Below are 14,070 nucleotides of genomic sequence, written 5' to 3'. Positions count from 1 at the left end.
TTTACGCATGGAAAACAGTAAAGTTTCAAAAATTAAGTATGGAAGAGGTTGTAATCATTCCGTGCTTTGCGTACAATGAAAGTGTTCAAATTAAATTCAGATGTAACGACCACAAGGGGAGCTGATGATGTCAGCTGAGACTGGGCACGTAATGCCTTGACTCTTTGAACCTGTAAGCTAACACTTGCGTAGGGATGTGGATAGAAACCGACACTTGTACGATGTGAGGCTCTGTCCTGACATCGTTTTTTCATTCTTAAGAATAAAAAGGTGTCAGAGCGAATCAAATCAGCGCATTTCTATTCCTGCTCTTGTATCCTACATCGGAACAAAGGAGAGAATATGTATGGACAAAAAAAGACTATTAATGCTAGTGGAGATTGCAATATTTGCAGCGATTGGCCTCGTGCTCGATCAGGTCTCCTTTAAAGTATGGGCACAAGGTGGCTCTGTTAGTCTTGTTATGGTACCAATTATGTTAATTGCATTTCGCTGGGGTCTAGTAGCTGGCCTAACAACAGGCTTGCTTGTAGGTGTTATGCAAACCATGTTTGGAGCTTATATTGTACACTGGCTTCAAGGTTTATTAGATTACGGTGTTGCTTTCACAGTTGTAGGGTTAGCGGCCATTGTACGCAGACCTTTACTGGAAGCAGCAAATCAACTAAACAAAACAAAAATGGCGCTTTATATTATTGTAGGTACTGTATTTGCAGGCTTCTTGAGATATGCAGCGCACACTACTGCTGGCGCAGTATTTTTTGCAGAGTATGCCGGCGATCAAAATGCGTGGATCTACTCGATTATTTATAATGGTACCTATATGCTGCCCGCAACAGTATTAACAGCTATTGTGGGAGCGTTATTATTCACAGCGGCTCCACAACTAATGCAACGTAAAGCATAATGCCAACCCCTTCATATTGGTGAAGGGGTTTTTTATGTAGTCGTAAGAGAATAGAGCTCTTAGCACTTTGCCAAGAAGGCAGGCATACAATATTTAAAGCGTTTAGCGTTATACGCGTAAAAAGTTATGTTATATTAAAGAGTAGATATTAGATGAAAGGGACGTTATACATGATTGTAAAAACGCAAGAAGAAATTGAAGCTTTTAAAAAAATTGGACGCATTTGTGCAGAGATTCGTGAAGCGATGAAGGCTGCTACAAAACCAGGTGTCACAACACTTGAACTAGATGAAATTGCTGGTCGAATGTTTGCTGAGGCAGGTGCCATTTCAGGACCAAAAGGAGAATATGACTTCCCAGGATATACTTGTATAAGTGTCAACGAGGAAGTAGCGCATGGTATCCCAGGTAAACGTGTTATTCAGGAGGGAGATATCGTCAATATCGATGTTTCAGGCTCTTTAGATGGCTACTTTGCCGACACGGGTATTTCATTTGTAGTTGGTGAAGGCTATGAAGACAAAGAAAAACTATGTCGTGTTGCCAAAGATGCTTTTGATCGTGCTATGACAAAGGTAAAGGCTGGCTCTAAATTAAATCAAATCGGTAAAGCTGTAGAGCGCGAAGCGAATGCTAATGGCTTAACAGTTATTATGAATTTAACAGGCCATGGTTTAGGTCGTTCTTTACATGATGAACCAAATCACATTTTAAATTATTACGATGCATGGGACTCTACGATTATGAAAGAAGGCATGGTTCTTGCAGTTGAGCCATTTATCTCAGCAAAAGCAGAGCATATTGTAGAAGCTGGTGATGGTTGGACATTCATTACACCTGATAAGTCTCTTGTTGCTCAAATTGAACATTCAGTAATTGTTACAAAAGATAAACCAATTATCCTTACTTCATTAGACGAAGAATAGGATTACAAAAAAATCCTGCACACCAAATTATTTTTGGTAGGCAGGATTTTTTTTAATGAATAAAATACCAACTAAGAGTACACCACATAAAAATAATGCAGCTGTTGTTACGAGTAGCTCATCAAAACCATTATGTAAAGCGATTCCTATATAAGCCCATATAAAAACACTTGGATACATGATATCAAAGTGATGAAAGCGGATATGTAGCGCAATGGCTCCACCTAATGTCAGTAAAATAACTGCCCAAAGAGGAGTGCTTAGACCAAAACCGTTCCAACCATAAGCTGTTAACGTAAAGCTAATATTTGTGATAAAAATAAATGTCATCCATGCAAAATAAATGGCGAAAGGAATACGACCCGACAGTGATTTGTCATGAAGTGGATACGTATTGTACAGCATAAATAAATACAAGACTAAGAGTAAGGTAATGCCGAGAGAAACAATAAATAATTCATGATGCCATACATATATCGTTAATGCTTGTAAAATATTTATGCAACTAAAGAGCGCAGACTGTTTCATAGATGTCTTTTTGATGTTCATCACTAACCAATAACCGATTAATAAATAAATGACAATCCAAATTATATGACTTCCATCAACAGGTGCAAATACCACCGAAAAACGATTAGAAATTTCTAAAAAAGATTGACCGTTAAGTTTCATGAAAAAGGATGAAAAGGTTAGGATGAGTGAGACAATATAAGAAATTGTCATCAATAAAAACCGAGGCATGCTTTCCTCTCCCTTCGTGTTAGATTGTATAGGGAAAAGACAAATAAGTATAGTACCGTCACTCAATTTATTATAACGGAAATTTCCATCAATGTATCGTGTTGTTTTGCTAATACTATCTACAATTTACCATCTCAATAGGCATCCATTTATTTCTTTAGTACAATAAGAATATATCCAGATTAAAGGAGTGAAGCTTTATGACGCAAAACATAAAAAATTTAGACCTATCTATTGAACTAGATAAAAAGATGTATAAAAAGAAATTACAAGTACTCCAATATGAAATGTTAAATGCCCAACAATTTTTATTAAAGAATAAAATAGGTTTAATTTTAGTGTTTGAAGGTATGGATGCAGCTGGTAAAGGAGGAGCGATAAAACGTTTAATTGAACGTGTTGATCCACGTGGCTATGTCGTCCATCCAATTTCAGCTCCACAGCCACATGAATTACGCTATAACTATTTACAGCGGTTCTGGAGAAAGCTACCTCAGCACGGGCAAATCGCTGTCTTCGATCGTTCATGGTATGGTCGTGTATTAGTAGAACGAATTGAAGGATTCGCGACGAAGGACGAATGGTCTCGTGCCTATGAGGAAATTAATAATTTTGAAAAGATTTTAACTGCGGGAGACTACATAATTATTAAGTTCTGGCTTCATGTTTCAGATGAAGAGCAATTAAAACGTTTTAAGGAACGAGAACAAAATCCATACAAGTCTTGGAAGCTGACAGACGAAGATTGGCGTAATCGAGAAAAGTCACCGCAATATGTGGAGGCTGCCAATGAAATGTTTGAAAAGACCGATAGGAAAAATGCTCCGTGGGTTTTAGTAGCTGGAAACGATAAAAAATATGCGCGTGTGCAGGTGCTACAAGAAACGCTTGCACATATTGAACGAGAGGCATTGAAACGTGGACTTCATTTAACTAATGTATTAGACAAGGCGCATTTAGAGGATGCTGAGTCATCTAGCCTGGACGTGTTAAATGAGAAAAAGAAGTAAAAGATAAAATATGAATGATGGTGCTATGACATGAAGACATGAGCTGTTTTAGTTGTAGCAGCATCTTTTTTTACATACAATAAGGTAAAACTAGGGGTACCCCCCCGTAATTTCCGATGCTTGAGAAGGTAGTATAAATTTTTATCGATATTGATTGGAAGGCTAGTGTGGAGAAATGGTGCTTAAAATTTGGAATTTATTAAGAAAAAAGGGTGGGAATGTGGTAACAATAAAGGGGGAAAAATGCTACATCCGCACATTCCAAGAAAATGATGCACGAAGTTTAACAGGTCTCGTAAGCCGCAATAAATACTTTTGGTCAACATATGAGCCTTTACAAAGACCTGAATACTATACAATCGACGCGCAATATAAAAAAATTCAAGAAAGTTTATATTTAATGGATTCAAAGCGAGAATTTACTTTTGGTATTTATGAGCATGGTACTAATAATCTAATAGGACATATTGCACTATATGCTGTAAAACGATTACCCTATTCAAGTGCATTTGTGGGATATGCTATGGATGAAATTTACGTAGGTAAGGGAATTGTCACTGAGGCAGTGAACATGGTAGTCCGGTTTGCATTCGATCAAATTGGGCTACATCGTGTCGAGGCATATGTATCAACCCAAAATAATCCCTCTATGCGTGTCTTAGAGAAGGCGGGCTTTCAACAAGAAGGTCTTTTAAGAAAGCTTTTATATATAAATGGTCAATGGGTCGATCATTATATGTATGCCCGTTTAGAGGATGAATAAATAAACAAGTGCCTTTCTATTCGATGGAAAGGCACTTGTTTATTGATTTGCTATAAATCAAGTTAGAATAACTATTGATGGTTACCGTTTTCAATTAAATCTAGATGACCTGTATTTGGGTCAATAATTAAACCATGTACAGGAACGTCTTTTACCATTAATGGGTGATTTCGAATCGTGTCGACACTTTTCTTAACACTTGTCGCTACATCACCAAAACCACGTAAAAATTCTTTTAAATCAAAACCAGAATACTCCAGCATTTTGATGGTTTCTGGGTTAATACCTCTTTTAACCATTTCACTTAACATAGCATCAGGATCAACTGCGCTCATACCACAGTCATAATGTCCAACTACGTAAACTTCATCTGCTTGTAGGCCATAAACAGCAACTAATAAACTACGCATTACAGCACCGAAAGGATGGCTTACTAAAGCACCGGCACTTTTCACAATTTTTACATCGCCATTACGGAGATTCATCGCTTTTGGTAAAAGCTCTACAAGACGAGTATCCATACAAGATAAAACAACAATACGTTTATCAGGATATTTTGTAGTGATGAATGGTTCATATTTTTTCTCTTGTACAAACTCTTTGTTAAACTCTAAAATATCATGTAACATTGTCATGAAAATTGCTCCCTTCCTTACAAAAAATATTTTAGAGCAAAACTTTAATTATGCAAACAATAAAGACTTTATTCAGACAATTTTTACAATAAAGAAGCAAACTTCATACACTTTAACAGATGAAAAACTTTGAATCTATAAAAAAACAGCTACCTTTACAGTAGCTGTTTTTTACATTAAAATTTTTCGCTTGGCTTTGGATCTACAGTTACTGAAGACTTGCTATCTAAACCAACTTGTAGGTAGTGGATGAAGAATCCAGTTGAAATTAATAAAACTGCTGAAAATCCAAGAACAGTTGTAATGAACATTTTTAGAGCTCCTCTCTACTTAGATGATCTACTAATTACCCTAAACTAATTATACAATAGGATACTAGGAAAATCTAAGGATAATTTATGACATCCATAACATACTAGCCTAGAATACTATTAGTAAGAATGGATTATTTAGAATGCCCAATTTCCATCACGGAATATTGGGTCTTTATGATTATCATGGGTAATGCCATCAATATTCATTTTATTGGAGCCAATCATAAAGTCTACATGTGTCAAACTTTGGTTAATTCCATGCGCTGCTAACTCATCTGAAGTCATTTCTTTACCACCTTCAATACAAAATGCATAAGCACTACCAATGGCTAAATGATTAGAGGCATTTTCATCAAATAATGTATTGTAAAATAATAAATTCGATTGTGAAATAGGGGATTGATGAGGCACTAATGCTATTTCACCAAGATAATGCGCCCCCTCATCTGTTTCAATAAGAGAAGCTAAAATTTCTTGACCTTCCTCAGCTTTTACTTCAATAATACGGCCATCTTTAAACGTTAATGTGAAATTATCAATAATATTACCGCCATAGCTTAACGGTTTAGTGCTGGATACGAACCCATTCACACCAGTTTTTAACGGTGCAGTAAAAATTTCTTCAGTAGGCATATTCGCCATAAATGTTTGACCTTGTACGTTGGCACTACTACCGCCTGTCCAAATGTGATGTGCAGGTAGCTCGATTGTTAAATCTGTGCCTGGAGCCGTATAGTGAAGGGACTTATACTGTTTGCTGTTTAAATAATCGGCTTTGTCGTGTAACTCCTTATCGTGAGCTAACCAAGCCTCCACTGAATGTTCAAGATCAATACGCGTCGCCGCAAAGATAGCTTCCCATAGGGCATCCATTTGTTGATCCTCTGGTAAATCAGGAAACACCTTTGCTGCCCACGCTTTGGATGGAGCGGCGATAACTGACCAACTAAATTTATCAGATTGTAACATTTGATAATAGTTCGCTAATGCTTGGCCAGAAGCTTTTTGGAACGCCATAATTCTGTCACGTTCAATGCCTTTCAGTAAATCTGGGTTTTGTGAACTAATGCTTAGGAAAGCTGCACCATTTTCAGCCAGCCATTCGCGCTCTTGAACTTTCCACGGTGGAAAGAAATCAAATGAGTCTTTCGGTGCTCCTTCATAGCGAGCACGAACAAGTTCGTCATCAGACAAATCGACAAATACCTGTTTTGCACCATTTTCATAGGCCATTTTAGTAATAATTTGAGCTAATTTTAAGTTATCGGTCGAACAGCTTATATAAAGATATTGATCTTTTTGGATATTTACTCCTACTTTTACCGCTAATTCGGCATATTTTAGTAATTTTGTGTTAAATGATAATAACAAATTCATATCCCCTTTCGAAATAAGACAGTTTAGTGTAATATTCTTAATTCAATATAATCAAAAATGGTCGAAATGTGAATAAAAAGCATTAATTACATCGAAAAATATTTAAAATACATTTATACTAGCATTATATATTTAAAATATGGAAAAATAGACGAAATTAAGAGTAATAGTAGATTTGGAGGTTCTAGAATGGATAAGTCATCGGTCATAGGGTTAATAATTGCGTTTATAGCGCTATTAACAGGGATGGTAATGAAGGGTGTAAGTTTAACAGCTTTTTATAACCCAGCAGCTATCCTAATTATCATCTTTGGTACTATTTCCGCAGTAACAATTGCCTTTCCAATGCAAGAGTTAAAGCGCGTACCAAAGCTATTTAAGATTCTTTTTAAAGAAACTAAATTAGCAAATGATATTGAAATTATTAAGATGTTTTCGCAATGGGCTGACTTAGCTCGTCGTGAAGGGCTATTAGCTCTTGAAAGTAAAGCATCAGAAATTGAAGATCCGTTTTTGAAAAATGGTCTTACATTAGCGATTGATGGACAAAATGCAGACTACATCCGTGATGTATTAACAGAGGAAGTAGAAGCTATGGAAGAACGTCATGCTAGTGGTTCTGCCATTTTTACACAAGCAGGTACATATGCACCAACTCTTGGGGTTCTTGGTGCAGTAGTAGGTTTAATCGCCGCATTGGCTGATATGAATGATATCGAAAAGCTTGGACACGCTATTTCAGCAGCTTTCATGGCTACATTACTCGGTATCTTTACTGGTTATGTTTTATGGCACCCATTTGCGAATAAATTAAAACGTAAATCTGCTTTAGAAGTGAAACAAAAGAGAATGATGATTGAGGGTATCCTTTCAGTATTAGAAGGGGAGGCTCCACGTGTAATTGAACAAAAACTATCATCATACTTAACGATGGAAGAACGTCGTCAAATTTCTGTTGAAAGCGGGGCGGGTGGCCTTGGCAAAGAAAGCTAAGAAAAAAAAGCATGATGAGCATATAGATGAGTCTTGGCTAGTACCATATGCCGATATCTTAACATTGCTCTTAGCTGTGTTTATTATACTATTTGCTTCAAGTTCAGTAGACCAAGAAAAGCTAGAAAGAATGTCAGCCGTTTTTAGTCAGGTTTTTGATGGCGGAACAAGCTTTTTAGAGCAGCCTTCACCAGTGCCTAGTCCAAATGCGGATAGCGATCAAACACCACAACAAAATTCAGCCTACTTAAAGGATCAACAGGAGTTGGCTGAAATTAAAGATAGTGTCGATAATTTTATCGCTGTCAATGAAATGGAAGGTCAATTCGCTACAGAAATGACAGATGAAGGCTTACTTGTGACAATTCGTGATAGTATTTTATTTGATCCTGGTCAAGCAACGATTAAACCAGAGTATATTCCTATTGCGAAGGAGCTTGCGGGTGTATTAGTATCCAATCCTCCACGTAATATTGTTATTACTGGTCATACGGATAATGTTCCAGCGGGCCCTAACTTCTCTTCAAATTTAGAGCTATCATTAATGCGTGCCTCTAATTTTTATATGGTTTTATTAGACAGTAATTCTCAATTAAAATCTGAGAACTTTAGTGCAAAAGGCTACGGTGAAAACCGAGCGATTGCACCTAATGATACAGCAGAAGGCCGTGCGAAGAACCGCCGTGTCGAAGTACTTATTCAGCCGCTAGTGACTGAGGATGGCTCGGAAGCGAAGAATACACAATAAATTAAAAAGCTATTAGCACGGACTGTTTGTCTCATGCTCATAGCTTTTTTGTTTGCTTATTTACGTAAAGAACCCAATTCAGCCACAATCGCTTGCATTTCGCTTGGGCTAAAGGAATCTCTTTTCATAACCATTTCATATAAATACGTTAAGTCTTCATAGTTTGCTTCATTGAAATGTTCCGATTTCATTGCATCGACATTTACCATACGAAGCTTATCCTTCATTTGATCAATCATATAAATAACGTTTTCCTTTGACGGGACTGATAAATCCATTTTTTACCCTACCTTTCGTACTCTTCGCAATAATCATTTCATTGAATAAAAAAAATGTCAACTCCGTATTTGAGCATTGCTTTAAAAATAGACTGTTATTGGGTAGAATAAGGGCAGTACACTAGTTTATTTATGAAATATTAGGGAATATGCAATTACACAAGCAGGGGGTTTTAATATGGGTCAAAGTAAATTATTAGTATCAATCGTAGCAGGAGCAGCAATTGGTGCAGCATTAAGTATGCTCGATCGCAGTACTCGCGAAAAAACAATCGACACAACTAAAAAAATGAAAGAAGCTGTCACGTACTATGCAACAAATCGTGAAGAATTACAGGTTCTAGTGGAGGAGAAAGTACTGGCTGCGAAGGTGCTTTGTGAAAGTGTGTCAGACAATGTCAACACTATTGCAGAGAAGGTAGAGGAATTTAAAGAATTGCCAACTACGATTCAAAGTATGATTGATGACACAAAGTCAGCTTTTACTTTACCTCATAAAGAATAATTGTAGTTTTAGGAGGAGTTGTATGGAAAAGAAAAAGGCAACAATGCAAAATGCCTTTGGATACGTCAAATCAATCGTTTCTCCTGAGGGAGAAGCGATTGATGTCATGACATCCAAGGGCTTTGTCCAAGATTTGATAGGTCGGTTAAAGCGAGTAGAAATTTCAGCGCTTTCCGCACAGCTCGCTTATTTCTTTTTACTATCATTCTTCCCATTACTTATCTTCCTTGTGACATTACTACCATATCTTAATTTGGAAACAACGCAGGTTTATTCATTTTTAGTAAATGTATTGCCAGATGAAGTTTATAAGCTTATTGAAAATACGTTGAAAGAAATTTTAACAAACCGTAATAGTAGTTTATTGTCCATCGGGGTACTAGGTACGATATGGTCGGCATCTAAAGGTATTAACGCGCTAATTCGAGCTTTGAATAAAGCATACGATACAGAAGGAAGAGCGGGTATATTAGATAGAGGGCTATCTCTTGTTTTTACAGTGGCTCTTGTTATTGTCATTGCAGTCGCTCTTCTATTGCCAGTATTTGGCCAGCAAATAGGTCATTTCCTATTTTCAATCGTCGGCATAGAGGAACAATTTGAATCGGTCTGGCATAATTTAAGATGGTCAATACCACCGATACTTATTTTTATTGTTTTAATGGGTATTTACTGGTTCGTGCCTAATACAAGCCCAAGGTTGAAAATATTGGGTGTTTGGCCAGGGGCGATGTTTGCTACACTTGGCTGGTTAGTGGTCACATATGCTTTCTCTTTCTATATTAATAACTTTGCGAATTATTCTGCTACATATGGTAGTATTGGTGGCGTTATTATTTTAATGCTCTGGTTATATTTTACGGGAATTATTTTAATCTTTGGTGGAGTATTAAATGCTACAATGCAGAAAAGGGCGTTACAAAAGCAAATTAATAGATAAGGAAATGACCAGATAAAAAAATAGCCTCGCTTCTCGTAGGAGAGAAGTGAGGTTATTTTTTAAACATTTTTATTCAGCATGCGTAAGCCATTCAAAATAACGAGAATGGTACTACCCTCATGCCCGATTACACCTAAAGGTAAATCGACTACTTGTAAAAAGTTAGAGGCAATTAAGAAAATAATTACCCCAATGGAAAAGATAATATTTTGTTTGACAATTCGTTGCATTTTACGAGACAGACGAACAGCATAAGCGATTTTAGATAGGTCGTTTTTCATTAATACAACATCAGCTGTTTCTAACGCAACGTCTGTACCTTCACCCATCGCAATACCAGTAGTTGCGGTAGCCAATGCAGGGGCGTCATTGATGCCATCACCAACCATTCCTACAAAGTGATGTTGGGACAGCAAACGTTTCATTTCTGTTACCTTCGTTTCAGGTAGACACTCCGCTACATACTCTGTAACACCAGCTTCTTTTGCAATTACTTTCGCTGTTTTTTCGTTATCGCCAGTAAGCATGACTACTTGAATACCAAGCTCTTTTAATAATGACACAGCTTTTTTCGCTTCGTTACGGACGGTATCCTTTAAAGCTGTTAATGCGACAATGCCATTCTGGTCACGGATGAAAATAACCGTTTTACCTTGTGCAGCAAGTTTTCCCGCAGCGCCATTTGCAAAATCATTGGCATGTTGAGCATTCACAAATTCCGGTTTACCAACTTGATATTCCTTGTTGTGAACGATCCCTTTCATACCCCATCCTGGGATATCCTCAATTGTTGCTTGTGGTAAGGCAGTAACTCCTTCCGCTTTTGCATAGGAAGTAATGGCTTGAGCAAGAGGGTGGTTGGACTGTGTTTCAATCCCTGCAAGAATAGCTAAAGCCATCTGAGGTTCGAATCCATCGCGGACAATAAAATCTGTCACGACTGGTTTACCTTGTGTTAATGTTCCTGTCTTATCGACTGCTAATGCCCCTAAAACACTGAGATGCTCTAAATGTAAGCCACCCTTAAATAGCACACCATTTTTGGCGCCATTTGAAATAGCTGCAAGTGTCGCAGGCATGATGGCTGCGACGAGTGCGCAAGGAGATGCAACAACCAATAAAACCATGGCACGATAAAAAGTTGTTGTCCAATCCCAACCTAGTACGAAATGGGGAAGGAACATCATGATAGCTACACCAAGTAAAACGAATTTCACATAAGTTCCCTCAAATTTTTCGATGAATTGTTGAGACGGAGATTTTTCACTTTGAGCACTTTGGACAAGCTGGATAATTTTTTGAAAAAGTGTTTCTGAATTGGCCTTCGTCATTTCCATCGTAATCGCACCATTTAAGTTTACTGTTCCTGCAAAGATTTCATCACCCTCGCTTTTTAAAACGGGTAATGGTTCACCGCTTATAGCTGACTCATCAATGGAAGACTGTCCTTTAAAAATAATACCGTCGGCTGGAATACGTTCCCCAGGTTTGATCAATAAATGGTCACCAATTTGTAAGGTAGAAACGGATACTTTCATTGGCTCAAAGTTGCCTCGAACTAACCAGGCTTCTTCTGGCTGAAGATTCATTAATGCAGATATTTCACGATGACTTTTATTCATAGCATAAGTTTCAAGTGCACCACTTACTGCAAAGATGAAAATAAGAATAGCACCTTCTGTCCAATAACCGATGGCTGCGGAACCAATAGCTGCTAATACCATTAGTAGTTCAACATTCAATTTCTTATCTTCTATTGTTTCTTCAATACCTTCTTTTGCTTTGGCAAATCCACCTACACAAAAGGCAATGACATAAAGAAGAACAGAAGCGGTTGTTTGTCCGCTTGTATCTAAACGCCATGCAAGTAAGATGAATATACCAGCGATTAACGCAGCGATTAATTCTGCATGCTCCTTTATTTTCTCAATTAAACTTATATTTTCTCGATTAGAGTATTCCATTCTTATCCCTCCTGATAATGAAAATCAATATCAAAACCTTTAATTATAAACACTTAAATGTGATGTGTAATTGAAAATGGATTTCAATTACCATATCTTTTATTTAGAATTATTATAACAAAGGAACTTATAAAAATAAAGAGGAGAGTTGAAAAAGTGGGATTTTTTTTTAATAGAAAAAAGGCACAGTCTATTCACTAGGAATATTCTGTGCCTTATAAAAGTGTGCAGTCAGAAGGGCTACTGCTTACTTATATTGAATTAGAAAACTCTTTCTGCGTGCAATGCAAGTTTTTCTAAAGATGATTTATCGACATCTGCGTGTAAGGAGTTGCCGTGTGAATCCATTGTGACAACTGCTGTGAATTTTTCAACATTTAAGTGCCACATAGCTTCTGGAATACCGAATTCCATTAAATCAACACCATCTACACCTTTAATGCAGTCTGCGTAATATTGGGCTGCTCCACCGATAGCATTTAGGTAAACACCACCGTGTTCATTAAGAGCTTTTAATGTTTTTGGTCCCATACCACCTTTACCGATGACAGCACGAATACCGAATTTCTTCATGATATCACCTTGATATGGCTCCTCACGAATAGAAGTAGTTGGACCAGCTGCTTTTACTGTCCAATTGCCTTCCTCATCTTTTGCCATAACTGGACCACAGTGATAAATAACTTGTCCATTTAGATCCACTGGTGCATCATGGCTCATTAAATGATGGTGGATAGCGTCACGACCAGTATACATACGTCCTGTAATAGAAACTACATCTCCAACTTTTAGTGAACGAATTTGTTCTTCTGTAATTGGTGCAGTAAGCTCTACTACATTTGTTGTGTTGTCTTCTGTTGTAGCAGCCACTTCATCCTTGAACGTAATTTTTTCACCTTCTTGGTAGTGCCATTTAATGATTTCACCAGTTTGAGGATCGATGTCAACAGCCATACGACGGTAAGCCCAGCAGTTATATGCTACAGATACATAGAAGGAAGCTGGAATACGGTGCATAACCCCAATTTTACAGCCTAGTAATGTTGCTTCACCACCGAAGCCCATTGTACCGATACCAAATGTATTAGAAGTTTTCACCACATACTCTTCTAATTTGGCAAGATCAGGATTCGGATTTGTATCTTCGACATGACGGAATAATTGTTCCTTTGCTAAATCGTAGCCAGAAGAACGATCTCCACCAATACCAACACCGATGAAACCAGCTGAACAGCCCTGACCTTGTGCTTGGTATACAGAGTGTAAAATACACTTACGGATACCATCTAAGTCACGACCTGCACGACCAAGACCATCTATTTCACATGGAAGACTGTATTGAATGTTTTTGTTCTCACAGCCGCCACCTTTTAGAATTAATTTAATCGTAATGTAATCATTTTCCCATTGTTCAAACTTCATAACTGGTAAACCATCGCCAAGGTTATTACCGCTATTGGCACCAGTTAATGAATCCACTGCATTTGGACGTAGTTTTGCATCAGCTGTCGTATCAATGATTGCTTTTTTAATCGCAGCTTTAATTTCTAGTTGGTTTACGCCCACAGGTGTATAAATTTTGAAAGTTGGAAGACCAGTATCTTGACAAATAGGTGATACATTATCTTCTGCCATAATAATATTATTTGAGATTGTGTCTAAGCTCATTGCCGCACGTGTTCCAGCATTCTCCGCTTCTTTTGCTTTTTTAATCGCACGACGTACATCCTTAGGTAAATTCGTGGATGTTTCAGTAATTAAATCATAAAGACTTTTCTCCAAAGTTTGTTGATTCATTCGTGTATTGCCCCCCATAGAAAATTTGATTATTTCCACGTAACATTATACTCTTTTCAACTAATGAAAAAAAGAGTCCTTACCTATGAGGGATAAATTTACGCATAGTTTAATAGTATTTTAATAGAGAGTTGATTTTATAGAACGTTTGTTCTAAACTAATAATAACCCA

15 protein-coding genes and 1 riboswitch are annotated in these 14,070 nt (G+C 37.3%); of the genes, 8 read left to right on the top strand and 7 right to left on the bottom strand.

All coding sequences use genetic code 11. The features are described 5' to 3' along the window. Window positions 1-104: 104 nt before the first annotated feature. Window positions 105-212: riboswitch (TPP riboswitch) on the top strand. Window positions 213-346: 134 nt separating this feature from the next. Together thiT and map are read left to right on the top strand one after the other, a co-directional pair. Then, window positions 347-907, top strand: a complete 561-nt coding sequence (gene thiT / locus MKX57_RS20705) for an energy-coupled thiamine transporter ThiT (RefSeq protein ID WP_008173562.1) — start codon at window positions 347-349, stop codon at window positions 905-907. Between the two features lie 170 nt (window positions 908-1,077). Further along, entirely contained in the window at window positions 1,078-1,833 is a 756-nt protein-coding gene (map, locus tag MKX57_RS20700) for a type I methionyl aminopeptidase (RefSeq protein WP_008173560.1), read from the top strand. A 27-nt stretch (window positions 1,834-1,860) separates the two neighbouring features. On the opposite strand, the gene MKX57_RS20695 is transcribed toward map, so the two are convergent. After that, window positions 1,861-2,574, bottom strand: a complete 714-nt coding sequence (locus MKX57_RS20695; protein ID WP_115648588.1) for a hypothetical protein — start codon at window positions 2,572-2,574, stop codon at window positions 1,861-1,863. A 200-nt stretch (window positions 2,575-2,774) separates the two neighbouring features. On the opposite strand from MKX57_RS20695, the gene MKX57_RS20690 reads away from it, so the two are divergent. Both MKX57_RS20690 and MKX57_RS20685 read left to right on the top strand, forming a co-directional pair. Continuing rightward, window positions 2,775-3,584, top strand: coding sequence for a polyphosphate kinase (locus tag MKX57_RS20690; protein WP_342550568.1), 810 nt, complete (start codon window positions 2,775-2,777; stop codon window positions 3,582-3,584). Window positions 3,585-3,759: 175 nt separating this feature from the next. Continuing rightward, a complete protein-coding gene (locus MKX57_RS20685; RefSeq protein WP_107922564.1) occupies window positions 3,760-4,347 on the top strand; it encodes a GNAT family protein in 588 nt (195 codons plus the stop codon). A gap of 71 nt (window positions 4,348-4,418) precedes the next feature. Here MKX57_RS20685 and MKX57_RS20680 read toward each other — a convergent pair whose 3' ends face one another. The 3 genes from MKX57_RS20680 to MKX57_RS20670 form a co-directional block, all read right to left on the bottom strand. Beyond that, window positions 4,419-4,982 (bottom strand): carbonic anhydrase, encoded by a 564-nt coding sequence (locus MKX57_RS20680; protein WP_008173550.1) that lies wholly within the window; start codon window positions 4,980-4,982, stop codon window positions 4,419-4,421. A gap of 176 nt (window positions 4,983-5,158) precedes the next feature. Beyond that, window positions 5,159-5,293 (bottom strand): hypothetical protein, encoded by a 135-nt coding sequence (locus MKX57_RS20675; RefSeq protein WP_255250397.1) that lies wholly within the window; start codon window positions 5,291-5,293, stop codon window positions 5,159-5,161. A 138-nt stretch (window positions 5,294-5,431) separates the two neighbouring features. After that, a complete protein-coding gene (locus tag MKX57_RS20670) occupies window positions 5,432-6,673 on the bottom strand; it encodes an aminopeptidase (RefSeq protein ID WP_115648589.1) in 1,242 nt (413 codons plus the stop codon). Window positions 6,674-6,862: 189 nt separating this feature from the next. Between MKX57_RS20670 and motA the strand changes: the two genes are divergently transcribed. Next, window positions 6,863-7,666: a flagellar motor stator protein MotA gene (gene motA, locus MKX57_RS20665; protein WP_008173543.1), complete on the top strand. Its 804-nt coding sequence runs from the start codon at window positions 6,863-6,865 to the stop codon at window positions 7,664-7,666. Continuing rightward, window positions 7,650-8,414 (top strand): flagellar motor protein MotB, encoded by a 765-nt coding sequence (gene motB / locus MKX57_RS20660; RefSeq protein WP_008173542.1) that lies wholly within the window; start codon window positions 7,650-7,652, stop codon window positions 8,412-8,414. The genes motA and motB overlap by 17 nt, the downstream gene beginning before the upstream one ends. 56 nt (window positions 8,415-8,470) lie before the next feature. Here motB and MKX57_RS20655 read toward each other — a convergent pair whose 3' ends face one another. Then, window positions 8,471-8,692 carry a DUF1128 domain-containing protein gene (locus MKX57_RS20655; protein ID WP_008173540.1) on the bottom strand — a complete coding sequence of 74 codons (222 nt, stop codon included), beginning with the start codon at window positions 8,690-8,692 and terminating at the stop codon, window positions 8,471-8,473. A 178-nt stretch (window positions 8,693-8,870) separates the two neighbouring features. Between MKX57_RS20655 and MKX57_RS20650 the strand changes: the two genes are divergently transcribed. Together MKX57_RS20650 and MKX57_RS20645 are read left to right on the top strand one after the other, a co-directional pair. Beyond that, the gene (locus MKX57_RS20650) at window positions 8,871-9,197 is read left to right on the top strand and encodes a hypothetical protein (protein ID WP_089986819.1); all 327 of its coding nucleotides are present in this window, start codon (window positions 8,871-8,873) and stop codon (window positions 9,195-9,197) included. Between the two features lie 22 nt (window positions 9,198-9,219). Further along, entirely contained in the window at window positions 9,220-10,137 is a 918-nt protein-coding gene (locus MKX57_RS20645) for a YihY/virulence factor BrkB family protein (RefSeq protein WP_342550567.1), read from the top strand. A gap of 59 nt (window positions 10,138-10,196) precedes the next feature. Here the strand turns inward: MKX57_RS20645 and MKX57_RS20640 are convergent, their stop codons facing one another. Continuing rightward, window positions 10,197-12,101 (bottom strand): heavy metal translocating P-type ATPase, encoded by a 1,905-nt coding sequence (locus tag MKX57_RS20640; RefSeq protein ID WP_096365861.1) that lies wholly within the window; start codon window positions 12,099-12,101, stop codon window positions 10,197-10,199. A 261-nt stretch (window positions 12,102-12,362) separates the two neighbouring features. Then, on the bottom strand, window positions 12,363-13,898 hold the full coding sequence (locus MKX57_RS20635; protein WP_043989602.1) for a fumarate hydratase: 1,536 nt from the start codon (window positions 13,896-13,898) through the stop codon (window positions 12,363-12,365). Between the last annotated feature and the right edge of the window lie 172 nt (window positions 13,899-14,070).

It is taken from the genome of Lysinibacillus sp. FSL M8-0216 (assembly GCF_038595555.1).
GTDB lineage: Bacteria > Bacillota > Bacilli > Bacillales_A > Planococcaceae > Lysinibacillus > Lysinibacillus fusiformis.
The sequence above is the reverse complement of the archived record's forward strand: the minus strand, read 5'-3'. Positions and strand labels throughout refer to the sequence as shown.